11 protein-coding genes and 2 pseudogenes are annotated in these 15,723 nt (G+C 63.2%); 10 read left to right on the top strand and 3 right to left on the bottom strand.

What is annotated here, in order from left to right; all coding sequences use genetic code 11:
• Window positions 1-17 precede the first annotated feature (17 nt).
• From mobF to AC1DXJ_RS08735, 8 genes and pseudogenes are all read left to right on the top strand, one after another.
• Complete coding sequence (mobF, locus tag AC1DXJ_RS08770) at window positions 18-3,266, top strand: MobF family relaxase (RefSeq protein WP_477636852.1); 3,249 nt, start codon at window positions 18-20, stop codon at window positions 3,264-3,266.
• A 380-nt stretch (window positions 3,267-3,646) separates the two neighbouring features.
• On the top strand, window positions 3,647-4,606 hold the full coding sequence (locus AC1DXJ_RS08765) for a carbon-nitrogen hydrolase family protein (protein ID WP_477623889.1): 960 nt from the start codon (window positions 3,647-3,649) through the stop codon (window positions 4,604-4,606).
• 79 nt (window positions 4,607-4,685) lie between these two features.
• Window positions 4,686-5,813, top strand: a complete 1,128-nt coding sequence (locus AC1DXJ_RS08760; protein ID WP_477636851.1) for an alanine racemase — start codon at window positions 4,686-4,688, stop codon at window positions 5,811-5,813.
• Window positions 5,814-6,117: 304 nt separating this feature from the next.
• Complete coding sequence (locus AC1DXJ_RS08755) at window positions 6,118-7,677, top strand: ABC transporter substrate-binding protein (protein ID WP_477636850.1); 1,560 nt, start codon at window positions 6,118-6,120, stop codon at window positions 7,675-7,677.
• 9 nt (window positions 7,678-7,686) lie between these two features.
• Window positions 7,687-7,917, top strand: a pseudogene (locus tag AC1DXJ_RS08750) (hypothetical protein); the annotation flags it as partial.
• A gap of 39 nt (window positions 7,918-7,956) precedes the next feature.
• Window positions 7,957-8,634, top strand: coding sequence for an ABC transporter permease (locus tag AC1DXJ_RS08745; RefSeq protein WP_477624227.1), 678 nt, complete (start codon window positions 7,957-7,959; stop codon window positions 8,632-8,634).
• Entirely contained in the window at window positions 8,631-10,439 is a 1,809-nt protein-coding gene (locus AC1DXJ_RS08740; RefSeq protein WP_477636849.1) for a dipeptide/oligopeptide/nickel ABC transporter permease/ATP-binding protein, read from the top strand. Before AC1DXJ_RS08745 ends, AC1DXJ_RS08740 begins: the two co-directional genes overlap by 4 nt.
• Complete coding sequence (locus tag AC1DXJ_RS08735; protein ID WP_477623893.1) at window positions 10,436-11,347, top strand: ABC transporter ATP-binding protein; 912 nt, start codon at window positions 10,436-10,438, stop codon at window positions 11,345-11,347. Before AC1DXJ_RS08740 ends, AC1DXJ_RS08735 begins: the two co-directional genes overlap by 4 nt.
• A gap of 95 nt (window positions 11,348-11,442) precedes the next feature.
• On the opposite strand, the gene AC1DXJ_RS08730 is transcribed toward AC1DXJ_RS08735, so the two are convergent.
• The 3 genes from AC1DXJ_RS08730 to hisD all read right to left on the bottom strand — a co-directional run bounded on the left by AC1DXJ_RS08730 (window position 11,443) and on the right by hisD (window position 14,347).
• A complete protein-coding gene (locus AC1DXJ_RS08730) occupies window positions 11,443-12,174 on the bottom strand; it encodes a GntR family transcriptional regulator (RefSeq protein WP_477623894.1) in 732 nt (243 codons plus the stop codon).
• A gap of 95 nt (window positions 12,175-12,269) precedes the next feature.
• Window positions 12,270-13,031 carry an SDR family NAD(P)-dependent oxidoreductase gene (locus tag AC1DXJ_RS08725; RefSeq protein ID WP_477623895.1) on the bottom strand — a complete coding sequence of 254 codons (762 nt, stop codon included), beginning with the start codon at window positions 13,029-13,031 and terminating at the stop codon, window positions 12,270-12,272.
• Window positions 13,032-13,045: 14 nt separating this feature from the next.
• On the bottom strand, window positions 13,046-14,347 hold the full coding sequence (hisD, locus tag AC1DXJ_RS08720) for a histidinol dehydrogenase (protein ID WP_477623896.1): 1,302 nt from the start codon (window positions 14,345-14,347) through the stop codon (window positions 13,046-13,048).
• Between the two features lie 85 nt (window positions 14,348-14,432).
• On the opposite strand from hisD, the pseudogene AC1DXJ_RS08715 reads away from it, so the two are divergent.
• Both AC1DXJ_RS08715 and AC1DXJ_RS08710 read left to right on the top strand, forming a co-directional pair.
• Window positions 14,433-14,570, top strand: a pseudogene (locus tag AC1DXJ_RS08715) (LacI family DNA-binding transcriptional regulator); the annotation flags it as partial.
• A gap of 57 nt (window positions 14,571-14,627) precedes the next feature.
• Entirely contained in the window at window positions 14,628-15,425 is a 798-nt protein-coding gene (locus AC1DXJ_RS08710) for a substrate-binding domain-containing protein (protein ID WP_477636880.1), read from the top strand.
• The last annotated feature ends 298 nt before the right edge of the window (window positions 15,426-15,723 follow it).

The following is a 15,723-nucleotide window of genomic DNA, read 5'->3' as shown; positions in this document are numbered from 1 at the left end:
GCTGCGCTGGTGGGCCGATGGTGCCCCTTCGTGGTCGTTGCCTTGGCGTGACGATGTCAATACGGCGGATGACGTTGGGGGCCGGGTTTCGGTACCTGATGTCGTCGGTCGCGCGTGCCGATCGGGAGGGTCCGACGGCGGATCCGTTGACGGCTTACTACACCCAAGCGGGAACCCCGCCGGGGTGGTTCCTGGGGTCGGGCCTGGCAGGGCTTGGCGGCGGAAGCGGTGTCGCCCCGGGGTCGGTCGTGACCGAAGAGCACCTGTGGCGAATGCTCGGGATGCTGCAGGACCCGGTCAGCGGGCACCCCCTCGGGCGCGCTCCAGTCGCGGACCGCCCTACCTGCCGTGACCCGGGAGGCAAGCGACATCGGACGTCCCGGACGGTAGCCGGGTTCGACCTGACCTTCTCCGCGCCGAAGAGCGTAAGTGTGGCGTGGGCGATGGCCGATGGGCCGACCCGGAAGCGAATCTACGCGGCGCACCAGCAGGCGTTGGAGTTCGTCATCGGCTATGCGGAGCGGGAGGTGTTCACCACCCGCACCGGCCGCGGCGGGGTGGTCTCCGAACCGGTCCGCGGTGTGGTCGCAGCCGGGTTTGACCACTGGGACTCCCGCGCGGGTGACCCGCAGCTCCACACCCACGTAGTCGTGCTGAACCGGGTCCAGGCTGCCACGGACGGGGGCTGGCGCACCCTGGACTCGCGGGCGTTGTTCAAGGCGAACGTCGCGTTGTCGGAGCTGTACAACGGCGCCCTGATGGACCTGCTCACCGCCGATCTGGGGTGGGGTTGGGAGGCCCAGCGCCGTGCGCGCTCCACGACTCTGACGTGGGAGGTGACCGGGGTCGCCAAGGCGGTGCGGGAGGAGTTCTCGCAGCGCTCTACCGCGATCAACGCCGCCGCCCAAGACCTCATTGCCGGCTTCGCCGCCAGCCACGGGCGGCAACCCACCGCCGCCGAGGTGATCCGGCTGCGCCAGCAGGCCACCCTGCAAACGCGGCCCGCCAAGGAGCTGCGGCCGCTGGCCGACCTGGTCCGCGGCTGGCGACACCGGGCGGAGCCGTACCTGGGCCGGGAACAACAGGGATGGGTGGCAGGGCTGGCGAACCGGTGCGACCTGCCCGCGCTGAGCGCGGCCGACCTCGAGGACGGGATGCTCAAGGACGCGGCGATCGTGGTGGTGGACGCGGTGGCCGCCAGGCGGGCGACGTTCACCCGTTCCAACGTGTTGGCGGAGGCGCTGCGGCAGCTGCACGGGGTCCGGTTCGCCACCCCGCACGAGCGCGTCCAGGCGGCTGAACGCGTCACCGCCATGGCGTTGAACGCCGCGGTGCAGCTCACCCCACCGGAGATCGGACGCGTCCCCGCCACGCTGCAACGTCCCGACGGTTCCACCCGTCTGCGGGCACGGGACGCCACCATCTACACCACCACCGGCGTGCTGCAGGCCGAGGAACGTCTCCTCGCCGCCGGCCGAGCCACCAGCGGACCCCTCGTGCCGGCAGAGGTGGCCGCCGCGGCGGCTAGTGCCCCGTTGCTGGGACGAACCGACGGCCGTCGACTTACCACCGAACAGGCCGACGCGGTATGCCGTGCTGTTACCTCTGGGCGCGCCCTCGACGTGCTGGTGGGTGCGGCCGGGACCGGGAAGTCGAGCACCATGGCCGGTGTACGGGCCGCGTGGGAGGCGGCGTTCGGGTCTGGGAGTGTGGTCGGGCTCGCCCCCTCCGCGGCCGCCGCTGAGGTCCTCGCGGACGCGGTCGGGGTGCCGACGGAGAACACCGCCAAGTGGCTCACCGAACAGCACAGGCAGGACCAGCGCCTTGCCGAGCTTGCTTCCCTCCAAGGCAAGCTCCGCGGCGCCAGCCCGTCACTGCGGACCCGCGCCCTGACCCGACGCGCCCGCCAGGTCAGGGCGGAGCTGGACCGGTGGCGGCTGCGCCATGGCCAGCTGGTCATCGTCGACGAAGCGTCCATGGCAGGAACCCTCGAACTCGACAGGCTCACCGCCCAGGCCCGTCAGGTGGGGGCGAAGGTGCTGCTGGTCGGGGACCCGGCCCAGCTGTCTCCGGTGGCCGCGGGCGGCGCCTTCCGGCTCCTGGTCACCGACCGGGCGGACGCGCCCGAGCTGGTCGACGTGCGACGGTTCCGGAACGAATGGGAAGCCGCCGCCAGCCTGGCCCTGCGCGAAGGCCAACCCACCGCCGCCCGCCCCTACTTCCACCATGGCCGCATCCAGGACGGCGACCGTGACACCATGATCGAGGCCATCTACCAAGCATGGCGGGCCGACACCCGAGCCGGCCGCACCTCCCTAATGGTGGCCGCCGACGCCCAGACCGTGGCCGAGCTGAACACGCGCGCCCGGGCCGACCTGGTCGCCACCGGCCAGGTCGCCGAACTTGGGGTGACGGTCGCGGACGGGACCACGATCGGAACCGGGGACGTGGTGGTCACCCGGCTCAACCAGCGCGACCTGCACGCCACCGGCGGGTGGGTCAAGAACGGCGACCAGTGGACGGTCGCCACCGTCCATCAGGACGGGTCGCTCACCGTCCACCGCACCACCAAGGCCGGGACGGCGACACTGCTGCCGGCCGACTACGTGCGCGAGCACGTCGAGCTCGGGTACGCCACCACCGCCCACCGAGCCCAGGGCCGTACCGTCGACACCTGCCACGCTTACGTCAGCGCCGCCACCGTCCGCGAACCGCTGTACGTGATGGCCACCCGTGGCCGCGAGGCCAACCGACTCTACGTCGACACCAGTCACGACCCCGACACCGACACCGCCCACGACCTCGGCGACCCGGTCCCGGCCGAAGAGGTGCTCAAGAAGGTCCTCGCCACGTCCGGTGCCGAGCTATCAGCGACACAGACCCGCGACCACGAGGCCGTCGCGGCGGGCAGCCCTGCCCGGCTCGACGCCGAAGGCGCCGCCATCCAGCACCACCGCCGCCACCAGCGCTACACCAACCTACTGCTCGCCGCGGGAGTCGGGCCCGAGCAGATCCAAGCAGCCACGACCGCCGACCACTGGCGCCCTCTGCTGGAACGCATGCGCCACGCCGAACAGTCTGGCCTGGACCTGCACGAGGCCCTGCAGGCCGTTCGCCACCCGGAGGACCGCGGCAGGCCGCTGCTGGCTCGAGTAGACGCCGGCCTCGCAGCGTGGGCTGCCGGCCACGACACACGCCAAGCGTGCGACCCATGGACGCAGTACGAGCCGACTGTCACGCACGAGCAGGGTCCTCGGCTGTCGTGACGCCATCCGGACCGGACCATCGTCGGCCGTGACCGATCAGGACGAGCCGTGGGTGTCACCCGATTTCGGCGACCGGGCCGAACCGCCGACTTTCCGCCTTTCAGCTGTCGGCAGCCGGCCGCAGTCGGTCTGTAGGAGCGCTACAAGGTGCCGCCTTTGGTACCTCAAGTGCGGTTCCAGCTGGTTGTGCGTGGGCGCGTTGCTGTCAGTGCTTCTGTCACAAGAGGCGGCCAGCTCCGGTCTCGCAGGTTCGGAGCAGAAACTGGTCGCTTGGGCAACGGCCTGTGTATTTGAAGGCCCCTAACGTTGACGACATCAAAGTGGCGAGTTAGTATATTACAAACGAGCGATGGCATACGCCTCTACCTGAAGGAGTGCAAATGGGGAAGCTGGACGACATACAGGTGCTTCCGAGCGACCCGACTGCCATGTCCACGTTCGAGTCCGATCGCAACGTGCGCGTGGGGCTTGTGCAGGCAGCCTTCGAGTCTGCAACCGCCACGTTCGACCCTAGGGACACGAATCTTGAGCGCGCGATCCAGGGCATTAAGCAAGCAGCCGCCGATGGCGCCACCCTGGTTGCCCTGGGGGAAGTCTTTCTGCAGGGCTACGGGGTCGTGGACAAGACGAGGACTTCACTGGATCGCCCCTTCGCGACCCTGTACCCGACGACGCCCGACGCGTCTGATCCGCATGTTGCAGAGATGATCACACTTGCGAGCGAACTCAACGTGACAATTGCTTTTGGTTGTGTGGCGCGCGGCAATCGCATGCCTGGCGACGTGTACAACGCTGCTCTCGTCATCGACCCCGACGACGGCCTTACGGGCATCTACCGCAAGACACACCTCGCGAACTGGCCGTACCTGAATGGCATTGCGGACGAGCACTCCAGGTACTCACCAGGTCGCGATCTGACGCCGGTGATGACCAAGGACGGCCCCGTGGGTCTGCACATTTGCTACGACATCTCGTTCCCGGAGGTCGCTCGCGCCCAGACGCTGATGGGCGCTAGCTACCTGCTGAATCTCGCTGCCGCGGCCGACGGTTTCCAGGCCTACTGGAAGCACATGATGTGGGCTAGAGCCGTCGAGAACATGTCTTGGTACCTGATGGTGAGTGGGATCGGCTCCAATCCAGAGCGGGGCTACGTTGGTGGGACGCGTGCGATCGCGCCAGATGGCGAGGTCGTCGCTCAGTTGCCCTTCGACGAAGAGGGCGTGCTTGTTGTGGACGTGAACCTCGATCGACAGTTTCGCCAGCGATCCGACATGCACATGTTCCATGTGCGTCAGCCGGAGATCTACGGCGCCATCACTGATCCGCGACCGTACCCGTGATCAGCATGCTGGAAGCCGCTTGGGCCTCCTCGCCGCCGGGAAGGGGATCCGAGGCGACGATCAGCCAAGGTTGCCGGTGATGACAATGCAGGCTGACCAGAAGCAGTCTTCAATCCAAACCTGCGATGACCGCGACAACGTCTGCACGGCCGACCTCTCGGCGTTTCTTCACAACGTCCATGAGGCTCGAAAGATTCTGAGGCCCTCTACGCGCATCTTTCAGGTCATCAAGGGATCGGGTTACGGGCTGGGCATCGAGACCGCACTGCGGTTAGGGGCGGCGGCCGGTATTGATTCGTTCTGCGCCGGCACGCCGTCCGAGGCTCTTTTCGCACGGAGGTTCGCGCAAAACGCGGAAGTGCTTCTCTTCTCGTCCGCGCCACCCTCGCTCCTGCCGGGCTTGGTCTCCAGCGGCGTCATAGTCACCGTAAACAGCGAAGAGTCGCTGGCAGTGCTGCTGCAGAGTCGGGCGGAGGGCCGATTCTTCGTCGAGGTGGACTTCGGGGGCGGGCGGTTCGGCCTAGTGGCGCCACAACTGGAACGGGTCCTTCGTGCCGTCCAGGGACAAGATCGTCTGACGTGCGTGGGGGTATACACGCACTTCGGTAAGCCGAAGCCCACGGTGCTTGACGCGGGCCTCTTGCGCTTCGACGAGCTCCTACGTCAGGTTCGAGATGCGTTGCCGGGACCTGTATTGAGCATGGTCGCGAGCTCGGCGCCGATGCTTATGCGACCTAACCTTCCGTATGACGCTGTGGATCCCGGAAGCTTGCTCTACGGCTTGTACTCCACGCACGAGGTGCCGACCAAGCCAGTCCTCGCTGAATTGCGCAGTCACTTGATCCAAGTCACCCGAGTACGCGCGCCCACGGAGTTGGCACTCGGTTACGGCGAGCGGGTAATGGTCCCGGCGTCCGGCACCTATGGGGTCTTTCCTTTGGGGTGGCTAGATGGCCTGTCTCCTCGCCCATCAGCCAGCGAATCTGTTGTCACGCAGGGCGAGCGGGCTCCTGTCATCGCCCGAACGTTGCTCAACTCCTTGGTCGACTTGTCTGGGCTCAAGTCCAGCGCGTCCGTCGGCGATGCCTTGGCGCTCGTCGGAGGTCGCGGCGAATCTGCCATCTCGCTCGTCGAAGCGGCCGAGATGCACGGACTTTCGACAACCCAGTTCCAATTCTTGGCCGGAAGCGCCGTCTCTCGGCGCTGACCGGGTCGGTGGCTGCTCGCCGCGAACGCGCTTCCCTGAGATGCGCTTGCTTGTGCAGCCCTAAGAACGGCCCCTGCCGACGAGAGTGGCTGGTAGACGGGTACGGGCCTGGCATGCAACCGGCCGAACGCGTCCCCGCCTGGGTCGGTTGATCAGCTAACCCACAGAGTGCGAGCTATAAGATCTCAAATGCCTCTAGCGAGATACCAAACCTGCATGCTAGCGTACTCAAATCTCGGTGCTGCAGGGCATGAGGCGCCCAAGCCGACAGGGCCCCGTTCACACATATCTACGAGGAGAGAACATGAAGCGAGTCACGCTGCTCTTGATGGCAGTTGTCCTGCTAACTGTCAGCGCATGCGGTGGCAGTGGATCGGGCGCCGGTAACAAGAGTTCATCTCTCGTTATCCAGGTCCCGACAGACCCGGGTTCCTTGGACCCTCAGGCCAGCACCGGTGCCTGGGGACGGCCCATGATGCGCCTCGCATACGACACGTTGGTGGCAGAGCAGGATGGAAAGGTCGTTTCGGAACTCGCTGAGTCATGGCACGTCACCCCGACTCAGGCCACGTTCAAGATCCGCGACGGGATCACATGCGCGGACGGCGCCAAACTGACAGCTGAAACTGTCGCCGCGAACTTCGAGCGCCTCAAGGATCCAAACGCGAAGATCCCTCTGACCGGCGCATTTATCGGATCAGTTGATTACAAGGTCAGCACAGACAAGGCCGAGAACACGGTTACGCTCGACCTGCCGGAGCCRTTCAGCCCGTTGCTGTCGAACCTGGCCTTCTATCCCGGGATCATCTGCCAGAAGGGCCTAGACAATCCCAGTCAGCTTGCCACCAACAGCTTCGGGACTGGTCCGTTTGTCCTCACCAAGGCGCAGCCCGGCCAGTCCTACCAATTTAAGTCTCGCAGTGGCTATTCATGGGGCCCGAATGGCGAGACTTCTGGTGGCGCCGGCTCCCCAAGCTCGCTCGAGGTGCGGGTGATCGACAACGAGACTACGGCGGCGAACCTGATGCTAAGCGGAAACATTGCGGTCGGCTTCTTCAACTCCCAGGGAGCGACGGACCGATTCCAGACCGACAAGTTCAAAATCATGAATGTACCTTCTTCCGCCACCTATCTTCAGTTCAACTTTCTGAAGGCCGCAAATCCGGCGCAGGACATCAATGTTCGAAGGGCTCTTGCGTCGTCACTTGACGCCAAGGGCATGAGTCAGATCGCGACCGGATCCCCGGATCAGACGCACAACAGCACTGCGCTGCCGCAGGCATCTTGTCAATCTTCCATCAGTTCGAATGGACTGCTTCCGTACGACACGTCTGCCGCGACCAAGTACCTCGAGCAAGCGGGATGGACGCGGAGCGGAGATGGTTGGACCAAGGACGGCCGCAAGCTCGCTCTCAACGTGTTGGTCACAGGGGCCGCGGCACCCAACAAGCCCATCGGAGACTACGCACTGAAGGCATGGACGGATCTCGGGATCAAGGTCAACATGGAGAACGTGGACCAGAAGACGGGCCTGGATCGTCGAATGGAGGGCGACTACGACATTTGGGTCGGTGCTTGGACTGGTGTCTACAATCCCGGAGTGATCGCGCCGTTCCTCACGTCCCCCAAGTCTCCGAACGCTGGGTACATGAAGAATGACAAATACGCAGCGCTCGCCAAGCAGGCCTTTAACATGAATCCCGAAGACTCCTGCGCGGTGTGGGCAGAGGCTCAGCAGGCGATCAACGAAGGGGTTTCGATGGTCCCGCTCTACTACGACGCCACGAAGGTGGTCACCCGAGAGGGAGTCACGGTCAAGCCGTACCGCCAGTACATCGATCCCGCGTCGCTACGCGTCCACTGAGGCAACCGAATGTCGTTTCGCACGATGGCGAGTCTGGTCAGCAAGTTGCTGGCCAGACTCGTCGGGGGAGTCCTTTTGCTTGCGACCGGGGCCTTTATCTTGGTGCAAGCAATGCCTGGGGACCCGGTGGCAAGATTGCTGGGCCCCGGAGCATCGCAAGTTGACGTCACAAGAGCCCGGCAAGCTCTTGGTCTGAACCACCCCATACTGGAGCGGTACCGAGACTTACTGGGTGGTGTCTTCACCCTCAGGTTCGGCGACTCCTTCACGGGGCAGTCCGTGAGCTCGATCCTGGCGGATCGAACATTGAAAACCGCCGAGCTTGCTGCCTGCAGCGTCCTTGTCACAGCGATCCTTAGTGTCGTGATTGGCCTGGTCATGGCGGCAGCAACCAAAAATGAATCGCGGTCGTCTCTCGCGTCCATCTTCACGACGCTTACCGGTCTGCTCTCAGCAATCCCGTCCTATGTCCTGGCCATGGGCTTAGTGGCACTTCTGTCTGTCAGATTCCCGATCTTTCCGGTCTCCGACCCTGGCTCCCCCAGCGGCCTGGTTCTCCCAGTCGCGGCCCTCTCGGTGCCCGCCGTTGCGATCCTGTCACGCATCGTCAGGGTCGAAGCGCTTAGCGCGCTCCAAAGTGAATACGTCAAAACTGCGCGCAGCAAACAATTGCCGCCCGTGTCCATCTACTTTCGACACGTCCTGCCAAACGTCATCACCGGGGCCCTGACGATAGGCGGCGTCTGGTTCGGCTACATGCTGGGAGGAAGCGTCATCGTCGAGAACGTGTTCCAGTGGCCGGGTCTCGGAACGGCACTGGTCAGTGCGACCGACACGCGCGACTACCCCGTCCTGCAAGCGACAATCATCTTGGTTGGCATCGGCGTCTTGCTCGTGAACACCGTCGTTGACCTAATTCTGGTCGCCTTGAATCCACGATTGAGGGTTTCACGATGACTTCAACGAATTCTCCGCCGGCAAGAAGTCCTTTGAAGGCAGTCCTTTCGACCAGGTCTGGGCAACTCGCGGCGCTTTTCGTGCTCATCATCGTGGTTGCCGCCGTAGCCGGACCCCTTGTGGCCGGCGAAGCAGCTAACCGTTTCGACCCGATCGCCGCTCGGCAAGGTCCGAGCGCACACCACCTTCTGGGCACAGACGATCTCGGTCGGGACGTACTCGCGCGCCTAATCGCTGCTACGCGACTAACAATCGTCCTCTCGACGCTCGCCATCGCATTCTCCGCAGTGGTCGGGTATGCAATCGGTTTGATTGCCGCGATGACGGGAGGGCGGACGCGCACAGTGGTCACGGCTTGTCTCAACTTGTGGCTGGCCTTCCCCCCCATCGTCGTCGCACTCTTCGTCAGCGCTCTATACCGAACAACCGCAAGCGCCGTCATCGCAGTCGGATTAGCCTTCGTCCCTCTCTATGCGCGAACCATGCTCAATCTCGCCAGTTCGGTCGTCGAGTCGGACTACATACACGTAACAAGGCTACTGGGCCTAAGCCGAGGACGCCGCCTGCGGCGACACATCATACCCAACGTTTCCGGCCCCCTGTGGATCCAGACAACCACTGGGGTAGGCGACGCGATGGTCGCGCTTTCGGCACTGAGCTTCCTAGGCCTGGGCGTCCGACCGCCCGGCTACGACTGGGGAAGTCTCCTCGCGGAGTACCTCGATCGAATCTTCACCGACCCGGTTGTGATCATGGGACCCGCAGGCGCAATCACCCTCGTCGGAATCATGTTCGCCTTCATCGGCGAAAGTGGGGCGCGTAGCATGGACCCACGGCGATGGACCTCAAGCATGGGCCGCCCCGCCGTCGCCTCTGAGTCCGAGTCTGCTACGCCGACGTACGGTCCAGCACGAACAAGCGTCGAAAGTGAAGTATGGCCTGGGGATCGGGAGCAGCCCCTGCTACAGGTGCGGAATCTCGAGGTCACCTTCGCGGAGCAACGAGTCCTCCGCGGGATCAGTTTTCACGTAAATGCCGGCGAGGTCGTCGGCGTTGTAGGTGAATCCGGGAGCGGGAAGAGTATGACCGCGTCCGCCATAGCGGGTTTGGTCCCTGCTCCGGGCGCGGTTACCGCTGACCGGCTTCAGATGGCAGGCGTAAATCTACTTGGTTCATCCAACGCAGACGTGCGCAAGTTCAAAGGGACAGAAATCGCGACCGTCTTCCAGAATCCGATGGCGGCTCTAACGCCGTCGATGCGTCTGGGTCGTCAGATGACGGAGGCATCGCGTCTACATCTCGGCCTGTCAAAACGAGAGGCCCGAGGGGTAGCGTTGGCAGCGCTGAGAGAAGTGCAGCTGACGGGCGGGCCACGGATCCTACGGATGTACCCGAACCAATTGTCGGGAGGCATGCGACAGCGAGTGGTTATCGCGATGGGGCTCATGACTAAGCCATCCCTACTCATCGCCGATGAGCCGACGACGGCTCTGGACGTCACCATTCAAGCCGAAGTCCTCGCACTGCTCCGCCGGCTACAAGCTCAGCACCAGATGGGGATACTCTTCATTTCCCATGACTTTGGGGTGATCCGGGAGATTTGCGACCGTGTCATTGTTATGCGGGACGGGGAGATCGTGGAGGAACTGTCTGTGGCCGAACTGGAGTCTGCCGAACATCCTTACACGCGAAGTTTGCTTAAGGCGGTGCCAGACATCGATGGACCGGTCGTGGATCGGCGGAAAAGGTTGATTGTTGATGACCTGGGCTACAAGTGCGAAGAGAGTTCAGGTGCATCTCGATGAGCGCACTCGTCGCTGACGGATTGAAGGTCGAGTATGGGCAGAGACAGTCACGGTTCACTGCTGTCAGTGACGTGTCGTTTGTTCTCGAGAAGGGGCGCACACTGGGGTTGGTGGGCGAATCTGGCTCCGGCAAATCAACAGTCGCCCGAGCGATTAGCGGCCTTGTCACTCCCGTAGCCGGCACGATCACGGGTGATGCGCTGAGTCGCAAGAATGGCATCCAGATGGTCTTCCAGGACCCATACTCATCCCTTAATCCTCGGATGACGGTCCTCGAGATGTTCAGGGAGGCACTGCGACTCTCTCCAGCGCCGATGGCGGTCAACGATCTAGCCCAGCTGGTGCACTTGGACACCCGTTTGGTGGGTCGCTATCCGCACGAACTCTCTGGTGGGCAGCGTCAGCGCGTCGCAATAGGTCGTGCCTTGGCCGTGCGACCGTCGGTCCTTGTTCTCGACGAGGTGACTGCGGCTCTCGACGTATCCATCCAAGCCGAAATCTTGCGGACCCTGCTCCAAGTGCAGGACGAGATTGAGTTTGCCGGCCTCTTCATCTCTCACGACCTCGCGGTCGTCAGACGGGTGTGCGACCTCACTGCGGTCATGTATCTCGGCCAGGTGGTGGAGGTCGCGGAGACCAGTAGCCTTTTTGCTGACCCCCAGCATCCGTACACGCGAGCGCTGCTCGCGGCTATCCCTGGGAACAAGCGCGAAGGGTTCCGGGCCATCGGAGAACCGACGGACCCGCGAGATCCGCCGTCTGGTTGTCGCTTCCACCGCCGCTGCCCTGTCGGTCCCATCGCGTTCGATGATCGCTCAATTTGCGAGGAGATGGATCCAGCAATCAACGCAACACAGCGACGGCACCGAGCCGCCTGCCACTTTGCCAGGTCGCTCGACGTCGGTTGATCTCCTGACAGGGACGGCCGCTGCGATGCGCGTTCAGATCGCCGCGGCGACGAGTCCGCCTATGACTATGCGCTTCTCCTTGGGCGTAATCCCTCCTAGAGTGCTTGCTCCGCGGGGAGACTGATCGTCGCATCGCTAATGTCGGCACTGTTCATCAGAACGGACATATTCTCCGTGAGGGAATTCGCCGTTCGAGTCTGCATTGCAGTGAAGGCTGCCTCCGGATCTCGCCTTTCGATCGCGTCAACGATTGCTCCGCGCTCCGCGACTCGAGTGGTCGACCAGGGGATGAGTCGCAAGACCAACCTCATGACTCTTTCCAAGTCGTCAAGCACCGCGACCGCGACCGCGGCGAGTCGCGAGTTTCCAGCGCCATTGATGATGATCGAGTCGAACTCGAAGTGGGCGCGAAGGTATCTCTCAAGCTCATCTTCGGATCCGAACGGCTGGGATAGGGGGCCTTCAGCCAGTTCACGCAAGCGTGCAATGCTCTCTGCGGGAAGACCGCCCAAAGCCGCCATCTCAGCGGCCTTCGGTTGGAGGATGGATCTGAACTCGCCGAGCTCACGCGTGGAGCGCAGGGTTATCGGCGTCACCAGGTACCCAGAGCGAGGGACGGCTTGGACAAGCCCATCTCGATGCAACCTAACGAGAGCCTCTCGGACGGGGGTCTTGCTCGTCCCGAATTGGTTCGCCAACGTTGACTCAGTGAACTGTCCCCCTGGTGGCAGATCCATTTCGATGATGCGCCGCTTGATCGTCCAGTACACCGTCTCGGTCTGGTTGGCGAGCGCGGCTGGGCGGGCGAGGATCGCAGGCAGAATCACGGGTCTAGTATGACAGACCGGCGGACTGGTGTGCCAAGACGCTCGATTGACACGGTTGCGAGGCAAGGTGCCGCGACTCACTTGGGGTCTGTTTGCTACCGAGCAACCATTCCTGCTGAGAGATCAACGTCTGCTCCACACAGGCCGGACATGCTCAGCATGGCAAGCGCGGCTTCGGCCACCTCTTGCTCGGTAACCATCCTGCCTAGGGCGGCGCGGGAGGTGAAGCTCTTCGCGACCTCTTCGATTGTTTGCCCAGAGCGCTCAGCCTCGAGCGTGAAGTTTCGCTTCATGCGTGGGCCGTCCACGGGCCCCGGAGACAATGAATTGACCATCACTCCAAGAGGCCCAACTTCAAATGCGAGCGTGGCCGTCAGTCCGATAACAGCCATCTTTGACGCCGTGTAAGGGGTTCTGTTGGCCAACGGCCTCTTTCCGCTGACGGACGCGAGGTTGATCACTTGACCGTGCCCACGGGCGACCATCGGTGGAATGAACGACTTGCACATCAGGAAGACCCCCCGGACATTGACTGCGAACACTTCGTCCCACGCCGTGGGGTCGATGTCGACCAAGGGGGACACTGGACCGGCCACTCCAGCGTTGTTGACGAGGACGGAAATTTTCTCCTGGCCAAGTTGCGCGGCGAGTTCCTCCACCGATCCGGGATCAGACGTGTCGCAACGCTCCACGCGGACGCTCCCTTCCATCGAGGAAGCTGATTCCTCGAGCTTCTCCATCGTCCGGCCTACCAGGACTACTCGCATTCCGGCCTCGTTTAGCCGGCGCGCAATGGCTCGGCCAAGCCCATCGCCCGCTCCCGTGATCAGGGCCGTCTGGCCTGCGGGGGTCTGCATTCCTTTTGTTGGTGTCACTGGACAGGTGCCCAGGGAAGCTCATCACCGGCGTACTTGTGGGCACGCACATCGCCAGATCGCGCGTGACCCTCGAAGAACTCAACGCGGGACGCTCTGCCGCACAGCCGTCCGAGCTCAGCGCTCACGCCGCGATCGAGTACTTCCTGATACGTGACTGTCCTCAGATACTTGCCGACCCAGAGTCCGCCCGTGTAGCGAGCAGCGCCGCGAGTTGGCAGGGTGTGGTTGGTTCCGATGACCTTGTCGCCGTAGGAGACACAGGTTCCCTCGCCCAAGAACATCGCACCGTAATTGTTCATCGATTCAAGCGCTTCTCGAGGCTTGGACGTCAGAATCTGAACGTGCTCAGACGCGTAATCGTCGGCGAGGGCGTACGCGTCCTTCAGTGTCGGTACCACAATGACCGCGCCATGATCTCTCCAAGCGGGGAGTGCATAGTCACGAGTGGGCATTGTCTCCAGAATGGTGTCGACGAATGACAGGGCACGCTCGGCAACGTCCGTTGACGTCGTGATGAGGACCGCTGGCGAGTCAGGTCCGTGCTCGGCCTGCGAAAGGAGATCCACCGCCACAACGAACGGGTCGGCCGTTTCGTCGGCGATAACTAGTGTCTCGGTCGGACCCGCGAAGAGATCAATGCCCACTTCTCCGAAGAGTTGCCGCTTTGCTTCCGCAACATATGCGTTTCCTGGGCCCGCCAGCATGTCGACCTTCTGAATGTGCTGAGTGCCGATGGCCATGGCCGCGATGGCCTGAGTGCCGCCCAGGATGAAAATGTCGTCTGCACCTGCCAAGTGCATGGCCGCGACAGTGGCGGCGGGAATCTCTCCGCGCAACGGAGGGGTGCAAGCAGTGACGTGCGGAACGCCAGCAACCTTCGCGGTCACGATTGTCATATGGGCCGAAGCAACGAGGGGATACCGTCCACCGGGGACATACGCCCCGGCAGCTGCCACGGGCAGGTTCCGCTGACCGAGCAGGACGCCGGGTTCCGTTTCGACTTCGAAGTCCTTCAAAGACTCTCTCTGGAACTGGGCGAAACGCCGGACCCGCGCTTGGACAGCGATGATGTCGTCGATCGTCTGCCGCGGGACTGATGCGACCAACTCTTCCACCTGGTCCCGCTCAAGCCTGAAGGACTCGGGACTCCAGTTGTCAAAGCGCTCGGAGTAAGCACGCACAGCTTCGTCGCCACGCTCACGGATGTCCGCGATGATGTCCGCGACAGCTTGCGCGACGGAAGTCGCTCCAGACCCTTGAGGCTGTTCTTGCGCTGGTCTCTTCAGATACTCCACGGCCGCCTTCTCTCTAGTCCACCTCTTTGAATGACACTTGTGAGTCTGCGTTGCATACGTATACCTTGCAATAGGAGGTGCCGCTGTGGTGCGAGTAACTGGTCACGATGTCGCCCGCCTCGCGGGCGTCTCGCAGCCCACCGTATCCCGGGCACTTAGAAACCTGCCGGGCACTTCCGTCGAGGTGCGTCAGCGAGTTCGGGCCGCTGCAGACGAACTCGCGTATGTCCCCAGCGCCTCGGGTCGCACGCTAGCCACTCGCAAGACGCGACGAATTGCCGTGGTGGTCGAGGAGTTGACCAATCCGTTCTATCCAGAGCTTGTTGAACCCTTGCGACAACACCTCAGCAGCCGCGGGTATCAGATGGTCCTGATAACGGATCGGCAGGCGGATTCGTGGATGTTGGCCACTCTGTCAGACGGGTCCTATGACGGAGCGCTCCTTTGTACGGTGTCGCGCCGATCCACCCTCAGCAGAGATCTGGACGAGGCGGGTGTGCCTCACGTCCTGGTGAATCGCACGATGGATCTACCGAACTCGAGCAGCTGCAGCTTCGACAACTTTGGAGGGAGCCGCGCTCTCGGCCGCTTCATCGGCGATCTCGGTCATCGTCAAGTGGGAGCGATCCAAGGTCCCACTCAGTTCTCCACTGGCCGCCAGCGGAGCCTGGGTATAAGGACTGGCCTGCGGCAGACGGGCGCGCACATCCGGCGTGAGCACGTGCGACGCGTGGACTACACCTATGCGGCCGGTATGACGGCGGCTCTTGACCTGTTGAGCGGGCCGCGACGCCCGACCGCCCTCGTATGCGGCAACGACGTACTGGCGATCGGAGCCCTCGCGGCTGCGGACCAACTTCGAATACGGGTGCCAGACAATTTGACCATAGTGGGTTTCGACGACATCAGTATGGCGTCCTGGGGTCTGATTGATCTCACAACCATTCGGTGTGATCTCGGCGCACTCGCGCACGCATCGACGGATCTGCTGCTCGAGACACTCAATGGGGATCCGGCAAGGCATGTGGTCATCCCAACAACGTTGGTACACCGCAGTACCCACGCAAAGCCATCCTGACGATGGCGAGTGGGAAAACTCGTTGACCTGCGAGGCTCTCGCTTCAGCGCCTAGCCAGGTATCGGCCTAAAAATTGAGTCTGCGGACGCCAAGAAACGTCCCGGGGGGTCTTAGGTCTGCCTGCGACAGTGCGGTGGTCGCCCCCAGGCTGTTGGTCCCCGACATGCCGGGTGCCGAGTTGGACGAGAGCTTTGGATCGGGCCAGAGGAGAGCCCATCCCGTTCGGAGGCGGGGAATGCCGATAGGGCCCTCGAGCGGCGAACGAGGCAGCACTTACGAGCGCTCCTTGTGAGTGTCA

It is taken from the genome of Pedococcus sp. P2_D9 (assembly GCF_056404275.1).
Note: the sequence above shows the minus strand (reverse complement) of the source record. Positions and strands in the feature narration are given on the sequence as shown.

Excerpts from the sequence above, each read along its gene's own strand:
- mobF (WP_477636852.1), top strand. The coding sequence starts at position 18 with ATGGTGCCCCTTCGTGGTCGTTGCCTTGGCGTGACGATGTCAATACGG.
- AC1DXJ_RS08765 (WP_477623889.1), top strand. The coding sequence starts at position 3,647 with ATGGGGAAGCTGGACGACATACAGGTGCTTCCGAGCGACCCGACTGCC.
- AC1DXJ_RS08760 (WP_477636851.1), top strand. The coding sequence starts at position 4,686 with ATGACAATGCAGGCTGACCAGAAGCAGTCTTCAATCCAAACCTGCGAT.
- AC1DXJ_RS08740 (WP_477636849.1), top strand. The coding sequence starts at position 8,631 with ATGACTTCAACGAATTCTCCGCCGGCAAGAAGTCCTTTGAAGGCAGTC.
- AC1DXJ_RS08735 (WP_477623893.1), top strand. The coding sequence starts at position 10,436 with ATGAGCGCACTCGTCGCTGACGGATTGAAGGTCGAGTATGGGCAGAGA.
- AC1DXJ_RS08725 (WP_477623895.1), bottom strand. The coding sequence starts at position 13,031 with ATGCAGACCCCCGCAGGCCAGACGGCCCTGATCACGGGAGCGGGCGAT.